Annotated in this window: 16 protein-coding genes and 2 pseudogenes; all 18 read right to left on the reverse strand. The window is 42.8% G+C overall.

Annotation, left to right across the window (positions count from 1 at the left end; all coding sequences use genetic code 11):
- Positions 1-67: 67 nt before the first annotated feature.
- Positions 68-532, reverse strand: coding sequence for a SprT family protein (locus FJU10_RS00080; RefSeq protein WP_077454528.1), 465 nt, complete (start codon positions 530-532; stop codon positions 68-70).
- Positions 529-2,715, reverse strand: a complete 2,187-nt coding sequence (locus tag FJU10_RS00085) for a Tex family protein (RefSeq protein WP_140964793.1) — start codon at positions 2,713-2,715, stop codon at positions 529-531. The genes FJU10_RS00080 and FJU10_RS00085 overlap by 4 nt, the downstream gene beginning before the upstream one ends.
- A gap of 136 nt (positions 2,716-2,851) precedes the next feature.
- Complete coding sequence (locus FJU10_RS00090; protein WP_077454530.1) at positions 2,852-3,586, reverse strand: metallophosphoesterase family protein; 735 nt, start codon at positions 3,584-3,586, stop codon at positions 2,852-2,854.
- Positions 3,587-3,750: 164 nt separating this feature from the next.
- The gene (locus tag FJU10_RS00095; protein ID WP_140964794.1) at positions 3,751-4,122 is read right to left on the reverse strand and encodes a VOC family protein; all 372 of its coding nucleotides are present in this window, start codon (positions 4,120-4,122) and stop codon (positions 3,751-3,753) included.
- 22 nt (positions 4,123-4,144) lie between these two features.
- Positions 4,145-4,557 (reverse strand): annotated as a pseudogene (locus FJU10_RS00100) (DUF1149 family protein).
- A 92-nt stretch (positions 4,558-4,649) separates the two neighbouring features.
- On the reverse strand, positions 4,650-5,702 hold the full coding sequence (locus FJU10_RS00105; RefSeq protein ID WP_077454533.1) for a SepM family pheromone-processing serine protease: 1,053 nt from the start codon (positions 5,700-5,702) through the stop codon (positions 4,650-4,652).
- Positions 5,692-6,185, reverse strand: a pseudogene (gene coaD, locus FJU10_RS00110) (pantetheine-phosphate adenylyltransferase). Before coaD ends, FJU10_RS00105 begins: the two are co-directional and overlap by 11 nt.
- A gap of 1 nt (position 6,186) precedes the next feature.
- Positions 6,187-6,741 (reverse strand): 16S rRNA (guanine(966)-N(2))-methyltransferase RsmD, encoded by a 555-nt coding sequence (rsmD, locus tag FJU10_RS00115; protein WP_140964796.1) that lies wholly within the window; start codon positions 6,739-6,741, stop codon positions 6,187-6,189.
- Between the two features lie 100 nt (positions 6,742-6,841).
- Positions 6,842-7,186 carry a YlbG family protein gene (locus FJU10_RS00120; RefSeq protein WP_140964798.1) on the reverse strand — a complete coding sequence of 115 codons (345 nt, stop codon included), beginning with the start codon at positions 7,184-7,186 and terminating at the stop codon, positions 6,842-6,844.
- Positions 7,173-7,601 carry a YlbF family regulator gene (locus FJU10_RS00125; RefSeq protein WP_140964800.1) on the reverse strand — a complete coding sequence of 143 codons (429 nt, stop codon included), beginning with the start codon at positions 7,599-7,601 and terminating at the stop codon, positions 7,173-7,175. Before FJU10_RS00125 ends, FJU10_RS00120 begins: the two co-directional genes overlap by 14 nt.
- Entirely contained in the window at positions 7,588-8,718 is a 1,131-nt protein-coding gene (locus FJU10_RS00130; protein ID WP_140964802.1) for a CAP-associated domain-containing protein, read from the reverse strand. Before FJU10_RS00130 ends, FJU10_RS00125 begins: the two co-directional genes overlap by 14 nt.
- Positions 8,719-8,733: 15 nt before the next feature.
- On the reverse strand, positions 8,734-12,162 hold the full coding sequence (locus FJU10_RS00135) for a pyruvate carboxylase (RefSeq protein WP_140964804.1): 3,429 nt from the start codon (positions 12,160-12,162) through the stop codon (positions 8,734-8,736).
- Positions 12,163-12,184: 22 nt separating this feature from the next.
- The gene (locus FJU10_RS00140) at positions 12,185-13,348 is read right to left on the reverse strand and encodes an FtsW/RodA/SpoVE family cell cycle protein (RefSeq protein WP_140964806.1); all 1,164 of its coding nucleotides are present in this window, start codon (positions 13,346-13,348) and stop codon (positions 12,185-12,187) included.
- 2 nt (positions 13,349-13,350) lie between these two features.
- Positions 13,351-13,650, reverse strand: coding sequence for a YlaN family protein (locus tag FJU10_RS00145; protein ID WP_077454545.1), 300 nt, complete (start codon positions 13,648-13,650; stop codon positions 13,351-13,353).
- Between the two features lie 369 nt (positions 13,651-14,019).
- Positions 14,020-15,054, reverse strand: coding sequence for a diacylglycerol kinase (locus FJU10_RS00150; protein WP_081118589.1), 1,035 nt, complete (start codon positions 15,052-15,054; stop codon positions 14,020-14,022).
- A 10-nt stretch (positions 15,055-15,064) separates the two neighbouring features.
- Positions 15,065-16,495, reverse strand: coding sequence for an Asp-tRNA(Asn)/Glu-tRNA(Gln) amidotransferase subunit GatB (gene gatB, locus FJU10_RS00155; RefSeq protein ID WP_005225979.1), 1,431 nt, complete (start codon positions 16,493-16,495; stop codon positions 15,065-15,067).
- Entirely contained in the window at positions 16,492-17,964 is a 1,473-nt protein-coding gene (gene gatA / locus FJU10_RS00160) for an Asp-tRNA(Asn)/Glu-tRNA(Gln) amidotransferase subunit GatA (protein WP_140964807.1), read from the reverse strand. The genes gatB and gatA overlap by 4 nt, the downstream gene beginning before the upstream one ends.
- Positions 17,964-18,269, reverse strand: a complete 306-nt coding sequence (gatC, locus tag FJU10_RS00165; protein WP_005225977.1) for an Asp-tRNA(Asn)/Glu-tRNA(Gln) amidotransferase subunit GatC — start codon at positions 18,267-18,269, stop codon at positions 17,964-17,966. The genes gatA and gatC overlap by 1 nt, the downstream gene beginning before the upstream one ends.
- Positions 18,270-18,328 lie beyond the last annotated feature (59 nt).

Here is an 18,328-nt window from a genome sequence, read left to right on the forward strand (position 1 = left end):
ATTGACAAATATCAGGTTGTCACACGACCTACATTATCATACAAAATGAAAAAAATAGCAACGAGTTTTATTTTTCGACTTGACTTTTCTCATCATTTCCTATTTCTAGCAAACGTCCGCGACATTTTCCACAAACATATTTTTTGATATCCACACGTCGCTGCCGCCGAATCACACAGCCGCAATTTTGGCATTGATAGCGATGTTTCGCTGTCCTTTTGGCAGGAGGTGCATATCGCAAGCCTCCCGTTCTTGCCAGCAATGCCTTGAAGGCAGGGTCTTGGTGACGGTGACCAAGACCTGCTAAATGCAAATGATAGTGACACAATTCATGCTTGATAATGCCGATAAAAACCTCCATCCCGTGTTCTGTGAGCATGGCTGGATTGAAATCCAAGTGATGATCACTTAGATGGTAACGGCCACCTGTTGTTTTTAAGCGAGAATTAAACACCGCTCGATGCGTGAATGGTTTATTGAAAACAGACAGCGACAGCTCTTCTACCAAACGCTGCAATTCTTGTTGGGTCATTTAGCATTTCCTGGATCGACCATGGTTAAACTGATACGGCCTTTTTTAACATCTACTTGCTCGATCCAAACGGTTACGACATCACCGACGGAAACAACATCTTTCGGATGTTTTACAAACGAACGGCTTAGCTTCGACAAATGGACCAGTCCATCTTGTTTGACACCGATATCGACGAAGGCACCAAAGTCGATCACATTTCGAACCGTTCCTTTCAGTTCCATTCCCGGTTTAAGATCTTCCATACTCAACACATCTTTACGCAATAATGGGGCTGGCATTTCATCTCGCATATCGCGCCCAGGCTGCATTAATGCCTTTAAGATGTCCGTGATGGTTTCTTTCCCGACTGACAATTTTGCAGAAAGCTCTGCTGGGCGCAGTTGGGCAAGCTTCGCTTTATTTTCTTCCATTTGTTCTTTCCCTAGTTCCGCTAAAGAAATGCCGGCGATCGCCAAAATTTCTTTAGCAGTGTCATAACTTTCTGGATGGATCCCGGTATTATCCAAAATGACTTTTCCACCAGGAATCCGCATAAAACCGATCGCCTGTTCATAGGCCTTTGGCCCTAAGCGAGGGACTTTTTTCAGTTGATTGCGCTGCGTAAATACCCCGTTTTCTTCTCGATAAGTCACAATATTTTGAGCGGTCGTTTTATTTAGACCAGCCACGTGCTGTAAGAGTGCCGCACTTGCGGTATTGACATCAACGCCTACTTGGTTGACGACTGTTTCAACGACAAAATCCAATTGTTCGGCTAAGCGTTTTTGCGAGACGTCATGCTGATATTGCCCGACGCCCACCGATTGTGGATCAATTTTGACTAATTCTGCCAGCGGATCTTGTAGACGGCGACCAATACTGATGGCGCTGCGTTCTTCCACTTGCAGATCAGGGAATTCTTGCCGGGCGATCGGACTGGCCGAATAAACAGAAGCCCCTGCCTCATTCACGATCACATAATATACTTCTTGATCGATCAATTTTAATTGTTCAGCGACGAATTGCTCTGACTCCCGGCTCGCCGTCCCATTACCGATTGCGACCATCTCGACTTTATAGGTTTGCAATAAGCGACGAAACGCTGGTCCAGCCGCTTCTCGCTTATTCATAGGCGCTGGTTTATGAGGATAGATCACTTCGATCGCTAGTACTTTTCCTGTCTCATCAATGACTGCTAGTTTACAGCCTGTACGATACGCTGGATCAAAACCTAAAACGACTTTGCCCTTTAGTGGCGGCTGCAGCAACAGATTGCGAAGATTTTCGCCAAAAATCGCAATGGCTTGTTCGTCGGCTTTTTCTGTCAATTCGTTGCGGATCTCTCGTTCGATGGCTGGTGAAATAAAACGTTTCAGCGCATCAGCAGCTGCAACTTCAACAAAACTGGCTGCGGGTGAATCACTATTTGTAATCAGTTTACGCCGTAGGTAATCCATGATTTTTTCTTCATCTGCCACAAGTGCGACCTTCAAGATGTCTTCTTGTTCCCCACGATTGGTGGCTAAAATTCGGTGGGATACCATCTTATTGATAGGATGCTGGAAATCGTAATACATTTCGTAAACGCCTTTTTCATCTTTTTCAGCATTTTTGACCGTGCTTTGATACAGCCCCTTGTTTGTGTAATAGCTACGGATCCAACTACGAAACTCTGCAGTGTCACCAACGCCTTCTGCAATGATCTCGTGCGCGCCTGCTAAGGCATCTTCTACAGTAGGAACAGCATCACTCATAAATTCGGCCGCTTTTTCTTGTACGTCACCTGTTTTTGGAAAGCTTAACAGCCACTGAGCAAATGGTTCCAAGCCGTTTTCTTTAGCGATCGTCGCTTTGGTGCGTCGTTTTTGTTTATAAGGACGATACAGGTCCTCGACGGCCTGCATTTTTGTCGCAGCTAAAATCGCCTGAGATAGTTCAGGCGTTAGCTTTTCTTGTTCTTCTATCAAACGCAAAACCTCTTGCTTGCGCTTCTCTAAGTTTTCTAAGTACTGGTATCGCTCTTCGATTTCTCGAATCTGAACTTCGTCAAGTCCATTCGTCATTTCTTTACGGTAGCGGGCAATAAAGGGGACGGTATTTCCTTCTTGCAATAACTGCAACACCGTACTGATTTGTTTTTGGGTAAAAGCGGTCAATTCTTGTTTCACTAAATCAAGTACCTCTTGATTCATTTCTGCCATTTGTTCTCACCTTTCCTTTGTTGCTTTTGCTATTTTAACATAAAAAAGACAGCCATTGAGCGAACAAGATTGCACGAAAACAACGTTGCTTTCACGACTCTTGTTATGGCTGCTTTTGACTTTACAAAAAAGACTTTTAAAAGTCTGGTTGCCAAGGGCCTGCTAAATTTTGGTATTCGATATCCTGAACGATCCCTTTCTCATCAAAAATCACACCATGCACCGATCCACCAAATACTGCCCCGCCATCGATGCCGATTTTGTCATCTTGTTGCCAAAGATCCGTCGTCTGCATATCTCCATGCAGCATTGGCGTGATGGTATGACCAAAAACGATCGTTTTTCCTGTACGGTTTTTTCCTTTATGAAATGGCTCGCGAATCCAGATAAAATCGTGGTCGGCGGTCTTCCGCCAATCTTTTTTACTTAAATCCACGCCCGCATGGACAAAAAGATACTTCCCCCATTCGTAATAAAGCGGCCGCTCCATCAAAAACTCTATTAAGTCTCCATATCTACTTCGGATCATCAAGGCAATTTCCGTTGGAGAATACTCTTCAGTAGCTCCTGAATGTAAAAGACTTTCAATCGTTTCTTTGCCGCCATTGCGTACGTAGGCGGCGAACCAATCCTCTGGGGCATTTAGAAATTGCAGAAAATACTCTTCATGATTGCCACGTAAATAAATCGCTTGATGTTCTTCAACTAATTTCTTTCCGAGCATTAAACACTCTTTGGACTTTGGTCCTCGGTCATTTAGATCACCAATCAAAAGCAACTGATGGATTTTAGGATCATATTCCGCAAGAAGACTTTTAAAAAGATCGGCCATTCCATGAATATCACTGATTGCATAAAGATAGTTTTGCATAGTCATTCCCTCCTTAAAGGCAATTGAGTCTCTTATTATCAATTTTAGCCCTTTGGCTGCAAAATGTCTTGCATTAAAATCAAAAAACAATCATTCGTCTTGAACGGTTCGACAGCATAGAGTCGGGTTCATAAAGACGAATGATTGATTACGATCGGTAAAACCTATTTTCCTGAAACAGCAAAATAATTGCCATCCGGATCGGCAAAATTGAAAACCAGCTGTTCTTCCATCTGAATCAATTCACCGACTTCTGCTTCCATCTCTATAAGCTTCTTATAAAGTGTCGTAATATCTTCTGCAAAAAACATGATCGATGGGGAATTTAATGCGACTTCAGGTGAGTGCGTTTCGATGAACTCACGGTCATATAAGACAAAATGAGCCTCTGCCTCTTTTGATGGCGCGATTTCGACGACGGATGTTCCATCAACGGTTTGTTGTTCAATGATCGCAAACCCTAGTTCTTGCCAAAACTCAACTGCTTTCGTCACATCATCGACGTATAGCATCACTTGCATTTGATTGGAAAACAATGGGCATCCCTCCTCTTTCTCGTTATTTGTCTTCTTCCTTCGCTTCTTGCGCAGCATTCGAATTGGTATTAAAGTTCAATTGTAAACCTGGTTTGTCGGTTACGATCTCTGTCACTTCATAAGTCAAGCGTTTGATGATATCAAACAATGGTTCCACCAAGCGGTCAGTTTCGGCTTTTGTTAGATCTTCTCCGGAATTGACTTTACGATTCAAAATATGATTGACCTGTCCGACACGTCCTGACAAAACATAATCAGGGAACACCAATTGGAATTCTAGCCGAGCGCCAATAATACTATTTTTTCCATATATTCTTCATCTTTGACTTTTAACGGCGCAAAGCCGACATTCAATTTGGTTTCCATTTCTTTGTCTTTCGGTTTCATATCGAAATGATATGCTTCAACGATCGGTTGTTGTCTTTTTAATTCCACTAGATTCACACTCCTTATCTAAAAGTATAGCATAACCTTTTCTTTGAGCCTACTGTATTCTTTAGACAATAAAAAAAACGGCGAGTGCCGTTTTAATTTGCTTCTTTTAGTGTTGCTAGATAATCCAAGGCATCTTGGACATTGGCGATCGGAACGATTTTCATATCCGTGTCTAACTTTTTCGCTGCTGCCACTGCCTCTTCATAATTTGTTTTGATGGAAGGATCTATTTCACGCTCTTCGTCAGTGATCTCATCATCTGGGGCAAAGAAGATTTCTGCACCACTTTCACTGGCACTCGCTACTTTTTTATCGATCCCACCGATTCGACCAACGGTTCCGTCAGCTGAGATCGTTCCTGTCCCAGCTATGTTGTGGCCTTTACGTAGGTTATCTCCGGTCAACTGTTCATAAATTTCAAGGGTGAACATCAAACCAGCGGAAGGTCCTCCGATATTGCCAGAATCGATCACGATCTCTTCATCAGAAGTGATCTCTGTATGATCGACGAGGGAGATGCCGATACCAGCTTTTTGATTGCTCTCCAGTTCAATTAGTTTGCCCGTTGCTTCTTTTTCTTCGCCATCTTGCAAGTAAGTCACGGTGATTTCATCACCAATGGTTTGACTTTGGACGTAGTCGATAAAATCTTGACTGCTTTTAAATTCTTTACCGTTGACTGCGGTGACGGTATCTCCAACGGATATTTTCCCAGCAAAGCTGGAATTTGGATCGATCCCCATGACATAGACCCCTTTATAGGTCATTTCATAAGGTAAGTCTGCCAGCTTTAATGCTTGCTCAATCGCACTATTTTGCGAGGATTCCATATAGTAACGTTGAATGCGGTTGTACTCCTCATCTGTCGCACCGCCTAAAAGTTCTTCCTCACTGATCAAGTCTTGGAATTCATTGAATTTCGTTCCAATCGCTGTGAACACGGTAGCTTGTCGAATCCCAACACTGGTCAAAGAAAAGGAGCCGGCTGAGGTGTCTTCTTTTTGATTGACGGTAATCAGCTCTTTTAAATCGATCGTTGCTCCTGGTTGCTCGATATAATAGGGAATCGGCAAAAAAGCACAAGCTGCGATGATCAGCGCTAAAACAAACAGAAGAAGATATTTGATCGTTGATTTAAGATTCATTGGTATCACGCTTCTTTACTATAGCATCGTAGATATTTTGAGGTAAATACTCGGCAACATCGCCGTTAAAGGTTAAGATTTCTTTCAACAAACTGGAACTGATGAAACTGTGTTTTGCGTCTGCTAAAAGAAAAACGGTCTCTAATGAGGGTTCTAGGTGATGGTTCATCTCCATGATGTCCCGCTCATATTCATAGTCTTTCACACTGCGAATGCCTCTTAGCAGAAACTGAGCACCTAGTTTTTTTGCGATCGTAACCGTCAGCTCCGTTTCTTGTGCCAGAATCTTGACGTTAGGAATATGGGCGAGGGCTTCTTCGATCAACTGAACTTTTTCTTCACTCGTAAAAAACTTTTTTTATTGGTGTTTGTAAAAACGCCGACGATCAATTCATCGAAAAGCGTGGCTCCTCGCTCGATCAGATCGACATGACCGGACGTCAATGGGTCAAAACTCCCTGGAAATAAAGCAATCTTTTTCACGTTATCCCTCATTTCTATAGATCGTCACGGCCGATATGCCATAGGTTTGGGCACGGACCAAATGCAACGAGCCGATTTGTTCTGGTAAGTCGATAGACTTGTCTGTTTCGCAAACTACGTATGCAGACGGGCGAATCATTTCATCCTTCAGCATAGCTTCTAACTGTTGCAGAATCTCTTGCTTTGCGTATGGCGGGTCTAAAAACAAATAATCAAAACTTTGTCCCTCAGCTGCAAACTGCCGTAAAGCTTGATTCGCATCCATTTTTAACACCGTGAACTTTTCGGGTTCTTTGGTTATAGCAATATTTTCGCGGATCACTTTGGTTGCTGGAAAACTACGGTCGACACAAACCGCATGATCAGCTCCCCGAGAGATCGCTTCGATAGCTAAGCCCCCGCTTCCGCTGAATAAATCCAGTACAACACCTCCATCTAAATATTGCCCTAACATGTTAAAAATCGCCCCTTTTACTTTGTCTGTCGTGGGGCGAGTGTTGTCTCCAGCGAGACTTTTTAATCTGCGGCCACCATATTCTCCGGCTACTACACGCATGCTTTTTTCCCTCCAAGATCTTCGTAAATACAAATATAGCACTGTTTCTATAAATAGCAATAAAAAAATGGCGGTGACTCAAGGCACCCCCACTTTTTTATTACACGTTTTCTGCCAATCGAATCATCGTATTTTTTTCTTCGATATCAAACCCTTCATCTTTCACTGGATAGGCTGCTGAAGTACCAATTTTTTCAGCAAAATCCATTTCGACATCTGGTCGATAGGAAGCTTCAACTTGTCGAACAAAGTGAAACTGCTCGATTTTTGCTTTTTTGCTTTCGTATTCTTCTTCGTTCAAATACATGACCACGTATTTCGTCTTACGTGATACATAATGAACAAAACCAAAACGACGCAAATTTTTTAGTTGGCGTAGGCTGTAAACCCATACGATCAATCCTCGACGCTTTTGCATCGTAAAAGGCTCTTTATCCTCGTGCATGACAATTTCCTCCACAACTTGATTTTGATTGAAAAAAGGGACTCCCAGCGTCCACTTTGACAGAGGGAGAAAAACAAGTAGAGATCGCCACAGTCAGTTCATCCAGCAAACGCTGTAGTTGTGTTTCACTCCAGCGATACTCACTTACTTGTTCATTAAGATCCAACTGCCGCTTGGCTGTGCGCAACGCCCGTTTTTTTTCTTTGAAATCAGGCGCATACTCACCGTAAGCTTCAATTCTTTCAAAATCCAGCTTCTTTTCTAAAAACGATCGCATCAATTCCTGAACAACAGGATCTTGATGCATAATTGTTTTCGCTTTTTGATAGGTTCTACACGTTTCACTTGCTTTGATCGCCATCACAAGTGAATCGATTTGATCTTCAATCTCGAAAAATGCTTCATCGTAAATCATCTGACGTACTATCCTCGGTCCCTTCCACATCTTCTTGCACTAAGACTACCATATTTGCTTCAGAAAAAGCAATTCCTATCTTTTCTGATTGTTCATAGGTCAGACGTTCAGCAAATCTTGGGTTACTGAACCAAGACAAAATCGTAAAAGTCGGATCGTAAACAGGCGCTTCGAAGATCGAAGCAGATGCTTCCAATTCCTTATCCGCCAACAACTCTCGCCACTCGTCGTTCGTTAAAACAAAATTACTCGTTTTTTCTGAAGAAAGAGCGCGTTGATAAGAATGGATTCGTTGAGAAGTCAAATAGTCTGATAGATTATTCGTCAAATCAAATAAAAGTCCAGCTGCTTCTTGATGTGTTTGGGTATCCTGTGAGAAGCTTTTTAAGCCGATTTGCTGGCGAATTTTATCGATGATAACAAACGCCAGGGTCTCTTTTTCAAGGTTGGCTTGGGCTTGGTCAATTGTTTGCGAAACTTGAAACAGCGGTCGCTGTCCTTCCGTCAAGGGATAAGGTGCCAGTTTAAGTAGCGTGGTCTGATCCAAGTAAGTAACGGCTTGCAGTTGGGCAGTCTCCTGATCGAAGAACAAAACAGCAAAAGTCCCGTTGTCAAAAGCCACTAATGGACGATAGTTCATATCTTCTTCCATCAATTCGAAACTGATCGCACGATCATTTTGTGTCAAGGTAAAGTTAGGATAAATCATGGTCAACTCCGTCAAGTCAGTCAAGGTCATGCCCATCGTAAAAGGTGCCAGGGAAGAGCCCCCGGCGCCGATAACTTTGATTGCTTGCACACTTTCACCATCGGTATTGATCTCAACATACTGTTGATCGTCTAATTGATTGTAGACCCGAATTTCAAACTCGTAGCCCGAGCGATAGGTTTGAATGGGAAGACCATAGACTTCTTCAAAATCCGAAACAGGCTCCCCAATCATTTCAGCTAACCCTTGGGCTGCGATCGGTTCGTAATTCATGGTTGTTGGCGCTTTGATTGGGTTTTCGATCGTCATTCTTGAATCTGAAGCGTTTTGCATGAATACTGGCTGCAAATACACGATTATTAGGGCCAGGACAAATAAGCCGCAAAACAATAATCCTCTCCGCTTCATCTGTGGATCGACTCCTTACTTCTCTTTGACTTCAATCAAAAGGTCTCCTGACTGAATTGGTTCACCATTGGTTACATACACATGTTCAACCACACCTGAGAAGCGAGCTTCGACAGAAGTTTCCATCTTCATTGCTTCCGTGACCATCAAGGTCTGTCCACGTGCCACTCGGTCGCCTTTTTTGACTAATACTTCTAAGACTGAGCCACTCATGGAAGCACCGATCTGTTCTTTATTCGTTGGCTCTGCTTTACGTTTTGTTTGAACAGAGCTGATGATAGAGTTGTCCTTAACGACGATTTCTCGACGTTGCCCGTTCAAGTTAAAGAAGAGGGTCCGGTTGCCTTCAATGTCTGCCTCACCGATCTCATCGAGACGAATAATCAAGATTTTGCCTTTTTCTAATTCAACATTGATCGTTTCACCTAAGCGCATGCCGTTAAAGAAAGTTGGCGTATCAAGGACTTTCACATCGGCAAACTGATCATAAGCTTTTCGATAGTCAAGGAAGACTTGCGGATACATCAAGTAGCTTAAGACTTCTTCATGTTTTGGTTCATAGCCGATTTTCTCCGCTAGTTCTTGCTTCACTTCAGCAAAATCAACTGGCTTCGCAAATGTTCCGGGACGTTCTGTAAAGGCTGGGCGTCCTTTTAAGATAATGCGTTGCAATTCTTTCGGGAAACCACCAACTGGCTGACCTAACTCGCCTTGGAAGAAGGTGATCACTGATTCTGGGAAGCTCAATGTATCGCCTTTTTCAAAAATATCTTTTTCTGACAAGCCATTTTGTACCATAAAGAGTGCCATGTCACCAACGACTTTCGAAGAAGGTGTCACTTTTACGATATCTCCAAACATCATATTGACTTCATGATACATTTCTTTGATTTCATCCCATTTTTCGCCTAAACCAACGGCTTTGGCTTGCTGCTGGAGGTTGGTATATTGTCCCCCCGGCATTTCATGCTTGTACACTTCTGTTTGAGGTGCGTTCAAGCCATTTTCAAAGGAATGATAGTACATGCGGACATCTTCCCAGTAGTGGTTCAACTGTTGGATGTTGTCTACATTGATTTCTGGGCAGCGTTCGCCGTTCAATAGTGCATAATACAAACTACTCATACTTGGTTGACTCGTTGCTCCACTGACCGCTGACATAGCGACATCCACGATGTCAACACCGGCTTTAGTAGCTGCTGAGTAAGTAATGATCCCATTTCCACTGGTATCATGGGTATGCAGATGAATCGGCACATCGATCGTATCCTTTAGCTCACTGATCAAACGATAAGCTGCTTGCGGTTTTAATAATCCAGCCATATCCTTGATAGCAATGATATGGGCACCAAGGTTTTGCAATTCTTTCGCCATATCTTTGTAGTATTGTACTGAATATTTTTGACGGGTCGGATCATTGATATCCCCGGTATAACAAATCGTTGCTTCTGCGATTTTTCCTGTATCGCGAACGGCTTGAATACTTTTCTCCATTTGTGGAACCCAGTTCAAACTATCAAAGATTCGGAACACATCAATTCCTTGCGCTGCAGATTCTTTGATGAATTCTTCCAATACATTGTCTGGATAATTGGAATATCCCACAGCATTGGAGCCTCTAAACAACATTTGCAACAAGGTATTCGGCATTTTTTTCCGGAACATCCGCAATCTTTCCCATGGATCTTCTGTTAAGAAACGGTAGGCAACGTCGAACGTTGCTCCACCCCACATCTCACTTGAGAACAATTGCGGCAGGCCAGCTTCCGTCAACGCGGCAATTTTCTTAAAGTCATGGGTTCTTACACGTGTTGCTAACAAGCTTTGATGGGCATCTCGGAAGGTTGTATCCGTCAGCAAGACGTTCTTTTGTTGACCGATCCACTCAACAACTCCCTCGGCACCTTTCGTATCTAAAATATTTTTGGCGCTGACAAAATCAGGCGTTGCTTGGATGTGTTGTGGCATCCGTGGTTCATTGTAGAAAGGTTTCTTTTGTTTTTCGATTCCCGGGAATCCATTGATGGTGATTTCACCGATATACTTCATGGTTTTGTTTCCACGGTCACGAATCCGAGGGAAATTGAATAGTTCTGGCGTATTGTCGATAAAGGTGGTTTTGGCTTCACCTGAACGAAAGGCTGGATGAGAAACAACATTACGCATAAAGAGAATGTTTGTTTTTACACCACGTACTCGGAATTCTTTCAGACAGCGCATCATTTTTTGAATCGCTTGATCAAAGGTTGCCGCATGTGTACAGACTTTTACAAGCAGCGAGTCGAAATAAGGGGTTACCACCGCACCGGCGTAAGCATTTCCGACATCCAAACGAACCCCAAATCCACCTGGAGAACGGTAAGTATCGATCTTACCAGTATCTGGCATAAAATTATTGGCTGGATCTTCCGTTGTCACCCGACATTGAATCGCAACACCCTCAAAGCGAATGTCTTTTTGTTCAGGAATCCCGATTTCTTTATGCAAGTCTTTGCCTTGTGCAATTAGTATTTGTGTCGTCACGATATCTAAATTGGTGATCATTTCAGTGATTGTATGTTCCACTTGGACCCGAGGGTTTACTTCGATAAAGTAAAATTTGTCGCCTTCAACTAAAAATTCCACTGTTCCGGCATTGATATAGCCAACATGCTTCATCAGTTGAACAGCAGCTTGACAAATTTTTTCCCGCTGTTCAGCCGTCATTGACACACATGGTGCCACTTCGACTACCTTTTGGTGACGGCGCTGAACGGAGCAGTCACGTTCAAATAGATGGACGACATTTCCGTGCTTGTCCCCTAGAATTTGGACTTCAATATGTTTTGGATTACTAATATATTTTTCAACATAAACTTCATCACTACCAAAAGCCGCTTTCGCTTCACTTTTGGCGCGTTCGTAGCCATCACGTGCTTCTTTTTCATCATGAGCGACACGCATACCTCGACCACCACCGCCAAGGGCTGCTTTGATCATGATCGGATAGTCATGTTCGTCGGCGAATGCTAAAACGTCGTCAATCGATGCTACTGGACCGTCAGATCCGGGAATCGATTGAATTCCCGCATCGATCGCCGCTGCTTTTGCTTTGATCTTGTCGCCAAAAATATCTAAGTGGTGAGTGGATGGTCCGATGAAAATCAAACCTTCTTCTTCACAGCGCTGCGCAAAGCTCAGGTTTTCTGATAAAAAGCCGTACCCTGGATGAATCCCTTCGGCCCCGGCTTTTTTCGCTGTGCGAATAATATCTTCAATGTCTAAATACGCATCAATCGGCCGTTTGCCTTTCCCTACTAAATACGCTTCATCTGCTTTAAAGCGATGGACGGAGTATTCATCCTCCGCAGCATAAATACCGACTGTTTTGATTCCTAACTCCGCACATGCGCGGAAGACACGAATCGCGATTTCTCCACGATTGGCAACAAGAATTTTCTTCATCTAATCCACTCCATTCAATTGATCAATAATTCAAATAATATTGTTTCCTCTTTTCTTCGGCACTGATATTTAATACAAAACCAATACAAATCGACAGCATCAGCAAACTTGATCCTCCCTGACTTAGAAACGGAAATGTGATTCCCGTCAATGGGATCAAACCAGTGATCCCCCCTAAGTTGATAAAAATCTGGGACATAAATAGAGCCCCTATGCCGATACACATCATGGAATTAAAGGGATCTCTTGAACGAATACCGACAAGAAAGATCCGTCCCACCATATAGAACAAAACACCTAAAATGATGATCGATGGGATCAAGCCTAATTCTTCCATAACGATCGAAAATATATAATCGGTGTGCGCTTCGTTTAAGAAACCACGTTTTTGGATACTATTTCCAAGTCCGCGTCCGAAAAGCCCACCGTTGAACATTGCGTAATACCCATTGACCATTTGATGACCAGTATTGTATTCATCAGCAAACGGGTTCAAAAAGGATGAAAAGCGACTGTAGACATATGCTGGCAAAAGCTTACCGCCGGTTAGATTCACAAATAGGACGATCAATGCGCTACCAACGATGCCTGCCACGCCTAATATCAAGGTATACAGGTAATTCAGACCACTAGATAATAAAACGACAAAAGCCAGTAACATGATGATCACAGCATTCCCAAAGTCTGGGTAAAAGGCCATGATCCCGGTATAGACGAAAACGATCCCGATTGGGCGCCAAACCGTTTTCCAAAACTCCTGTTGAATGCCTTTTTGACGATAAGATAGCGTTACAGATAAGAACCAAATAACAATAAACTTCAAGTACTCAGCTGGTTGAATGGAAAAGCCAGCAATCGATAACCAGCCATGTGCCCCGTTTCTTGTTGGAAAGAAGAAGGCAGCGATCAATAAGAATAAGATCACGATCATGGCGATCTGGACAAATTTTTTGTTCCGAAAAACATCCGTTTTCATTTTATACATGACAGTGATCGCTACTAGACTCACCAACCAAAAGATCGTTTGATTGATGACATAAGAAGCAGCTGTAGTTGGTTTTGTAGCAGTCATCGCGACGTAGGACGTGGAGCTATAGACCATCATCAAACCCGTGACACACATAAAAATATACGGCAAGAGAATACTATAATCTAATAAATGTCTTTTCTTTACTTTTTCTGGCAAGTTTATGCCTCCTTGCCGATTTCAGGTGTCCGCTGGTCTTCATAGACCTCGCTGTACAATTGGTTCAAATCTTTTTCAAGATCCGCCATCAATTGTTGTCCTGTTTGATTATCGACGATCCCCAAGCGGATCGCAAATGCCACTTGCCGTGATAGACCATACATCTGAGTATCAACCACTTCTTCAAATGCTTTGCATTGTGCGATACATAAACTATTTTCTTGGTTTCGGATCAGCTTTTTGATTCGTTCTGCGTCATCTCTCAGCAGATCAAGCGCTTTTGTAGAATCGATTTGCTCCATTCCGGTCCCCCCATTTCTTCGTTTCACCATTATAGCATATTCTCCTCCGCTTTTGCATCCTTAGATTGCATAGAAATACGGAAATAACGAACTTTAATGAGCATATATTCTTAACGTTCGTTTTTTTAGGATAGAATGTCCTTTTTTCGTAATTTTTATTCGTTTTATCTTTGACTGCCTTCGACACTTTCGTGAAACAAACACAATTCGTGAAACACCATTCGAAAAACGTTCTTTACAAAAATTTAAGAAAAGCTGTTCTATCAATTTTCCGAAAAAATAATCCTATTACTTTTTCCACAATTCATTTTAAAAAAAGAACAGGTCCAAAAGTCCCTGTTCTTCCACTTTGCATGAAAAGAAAATCCTTTACTGTGTTTCGTCGCCGATTTTGCCATCGCCATTGATGTCCTCATCGGAAAGACGTTCGACTTCTTTAATAAATCCTTCGCTCATTTCTTGATAGTTCTGCTCACCTACGACCGCATCATCAGGGATTTGATCAACATTTGCAAAAAATTCGATATGATTGTGTAGATTTTCAAAGCGCATAGGAGCATCTCCGCCATATTCACCATCAAGGTTGATCATTAAACGATTAACCTGTTCTGGCGCGTCTACTTCAAGAAAAGATGTCTTCGTATAAATCAGACGACGATCGTTGATGTGCTTGCCCCCATTCATCATCAAAGCGACTAAATGGACGATCTCAAAAATATTGGCTGTTTTGACAATAATCAGTGAAAACTTCCCATCGTCAAGCTTAGCGTCAGGGGCAATCTGTTCAAATCCCCCTACAGAATTCGTTAGTCCTAAAAAGAACATTGAGGCTCCGCCAATGTATTCTCCGTCTTCATACTTTAGATGCATTTTGATTGGTTTGACGCGGGGCAGTAATTCGGCTCCTTTTGCTAGATAAGCTAAGTAGCCAAAAACACTTTTCAACTCAGAAGGAACATCATAGGTCAGTTCCGTTAAGTGTCCACCAGCAGCAATGTTGATAAAATACGTATTGGGTGTTTTTCCGACATCCATCTTCACCGTCTGCTGTTTTAAAATCACTTCCGCAGCTGCTTTGATATCGGTCCGAGGAATCTTTAGTGCACGTGCGTAGTCATTGGTGGTTCCTCCAGGAATAATCGCCATCTTCGGGCGTTTTTCTAATGGAGCGATTCCGTTGACGACTTCATTGATCGTACCATCGCCACCGGCCGCTACCACCAAATCAAAACCAGCTTCACCGGCTCTTCTTGCTTCATCACGGGCGGAAAATGGTGCAGCGGTCGTGGCAAACGCACTCGCCTCATAACCGCCTCTTTCCAAAACATCTAAAATGTCTGCTAAATTTTTTCGAATCAATTCTTTCCCAGATGTCGGGTTATAGATTACTCTTGCTCTTTTCATCGCTTGCCTCTTATCGCTTTGCTAGTTCTTCTTGCAACAGCTTGTTCACAACGCCTGGATTCGCTTGTCCTTTGGTTGCTTTCATGATTTGACCAACTAAGAAACCGACTGCACGGTCTTTTCCGTTTTTGAAGTCATCGACGGATTGTTGGTTGTTATCTAGTACTTCATTGATCATTGGTAGTAATTGCGCAGGATCTGATAATTGGATCAATCCTTTGGCTTTTACGACTTCTTCAGCGTCGCCGCCGTTTGTGATCAATTCTTTGAAGACTTTTTTCGCAATCTTCGAACTGATCGTGCCATCGGCGATCAAACGAATCATTCCCGCTAAATTATCTGGTGTCAATTTCGTTTCTGGTAGTTCCAATTTCTCACTGTTCAGATACGCTGAAACTTCACCCATCAACCAGTTAGAAGCTTGTTTGGGATCCGCACCGGCATCAATGGTTTTTTCAAAGAAATCGGACATTTCTTTTGATAAAGTCAAGACCATTGCATCGTATTCTGGTAAGCCCAATTCAGAGATGTAACGGGCACGACGTTTTTGCGGCATTTCTGGCAAGCTTTGACGTACACGTTCGATCCATTCATCATCGATCACAAACCGTGGGATATCTGGTTCTGGGAAGTAACGATAATCAGAAGAACCTTCTTTGACACGCATCAATAATGTTTTGCTGGTTGCTTCATCAAAACGACGAGTTTCTTGTTGGATCTCGCCTCCAGAAAGCAATACTTTGGCTTGGCGTTTTTCTTCAAATGCCAGACCTTTTTTCACGAAGGACATAGAGTTTAAGTTTTTCAGTTCTGTTTTTGTTCCGAATTGTTCTTGGCCGTAAGGTCGCAACGAAATATTCGCATCGCAACGCATAGAACCTTCTTCCATTTTCACATCGGATACTTCTGTAAACAAGATGATTGAACGCAATGCTTCTAGATACGCATATGCTTCTTCTGGTGAACGCATATCCGCTTCGGAAACGATCTCGATCAACGGGGTTCCTTGACGATTTAGATCAACATAAGAATAACCGCCTTTGCCGTGCATGTTTTTCCCGGCATCTTCTTCCAAATGAACTCGCTCGATGCGGATTTTTTTCTTTTTACCTTCCACTTCGATCTCGATCCACCCATCATGACCGATCGGTTGATCGAATTGTGAAATTTGATAGGCTTTTGGATTATCAGGATAGAAATAGTTTTTGCGGTCGAAATGCGTTTCTTTTGAGATTTCACAATTCAACGCAAGCGCAGCTTTCATCCCAAATTCGATAGCCGCTTTGTTCATTACTGGTAAAACACCTGGATAGCCCCAGTCAATCACATTCGTGTTGCTATTTGGTTCAGCGCCAAAGTGAGCAGGTGCTGGAGAAAAAATCTTTGATTCTGTTTTTAATTCTACGTGGACTTCAAGCCCAATGACTGTTTCGAAGTTCATGCCTTATCCCCTCCTAAAATCACTGGTTTTTTCGTGTGGAAATCAGTTGCTTGTTCAAAGGCATAAGCCGCTTTATACATGGTTGCTTCATCAAAATGTTTCCCAATGATCTGCAAGCCGACAGGCAGTCCTTCAGAAAAACCTGCTGGAATCGACATCCCTGGCAGTCCTGCTAAGTTCACAGGAATGGTTAAAATATCATTCAAGTACATGGTGATCGGATCATTGATGTTTTCTCCAATACCAAATGCTACCGTTGGGGAAGCTGGGCCAATGATCAAGTCGTATTGGCTGAAGACCTTATCGAAATCTTGTTTGATCAACGTTCGTACTTGACCGGCTTTTTTGAAGTAGGCATCGTAGTAGCCAGCACTTAGTGAAAACGTACCTAACATGATCCGACGTTTTACTTCTTCCCCGAATCCTTCACTGCGAGAATTAACATAGACATCTTCTAAATTGCTGACATTTTCTGAACGGAAACCGTAACGGATGCCGTCAAAACGTTGCAAATTAGAACTTGCTTCTGAAGAAGCGATGATATAGTAAACAGCTACCCCATATTTTGAATGTGGCAAGCTGACTTCTTCCACGGTCGCTCCTAACGCACGGAAAGTGTCTGCAGCTTTTAAGATCGCTTCTCGGACGCCCGCTTGAATTCCTTCGCCTAAGTATTCTTTTGGCAAAGCGACTTTCATGCCTTTGATATCACCAGTCAAACCTGCTGTAAAATCAGGAACAGCTGCCCCGGCTGACGTACTATCTTTTGCATCAAACCCACTGATGGCATTTAATGCGATGGCATTGTCTTTCACCCCACGGGTCATTGGACCAATTTGATCTAACGAAGATGCAAACGCGATCAAACCAAAACGAGAAACCCGTCCGTAGGTTGGCTTCAACCCGACGATCCCATTGAAAGCTGCTGGTTGGCGAATCGAACCACCCGTATCGCTACCTAATGATAAAGGGACTTGTCCCGCTGCAACGGCAGCCGCCGAGCCACCTGATGAACCACCAGGTACTTTTGTCTCGTCCCAAGCGTTTTTTGTTTTCTTAAAGAACGACGTTTCCGTACTCGCCCCCATCGCAAATTCATCCATGTTTAACTTACCTACTGGAATCATGTCTGCTTGGTAAACTTTGTCCATGACGGTTGCATCGTAGATTGGGTCAAAGTTGCCTAAAATTTTAGAAGCAGCTGTTGTGCGTAGATCTTTGGTAACAATGTTATCTTTGATCCCAATGGGAATCCCTGCCAACACATTGCTTTCAGTGATACCTTTTTGATCGATAGCTTGCGCTAACGCATGGGCTTTTTCTTCGTTCAATGCAAGAAACGCATCGACTTTTGGCTCTGTTTCTTTAATGCGAGCAAAGGTTTCCCTCGTTAGATCTGTCGCAGTAATTTCCTTTGACACTAATAAGCTATGCAATTCTTCTAAGCTTTTATTATATAGTTCAGTCATTAGGCACCCGCCTCCCCATTGTCAATGATTGCAGGCACTTTAATAAAGCCTTCTTCGGATTCTGGAACATTTTTCATTAATTCATCACGGTCCCAGCCACCTGTCGTTACATCTTCACGCATCACATTGATCGTTTCTGCGACATTCGATGTAAAGGGTACTCCTGTAGTATCCACTTCTTCAAGTGTTTCTACCATATCAATAATTTTTCCTAGCTGAGAGGTAAACTCATGTAATTCATCATCTGAGAATGAAAGTTTTGCTAGTTTGGCAACGTGTTTGACTTGTTCTTCGCTGATCGCCATAAAATCCTCCTCTTTCTCGCATCCGTAATCTACGTTTACGTTTTTCCAATGTATTGTAT

This window comes from Enterococcus sp. OL5 (assembly GCF_006491895.1).
Classification (GTDB): domain Bacteria; phylum Bacillota; class Bacilli; order Lactobacillales; family Enterococcaceae; genus Enterococcus_D; species Enterococcus_D innesii.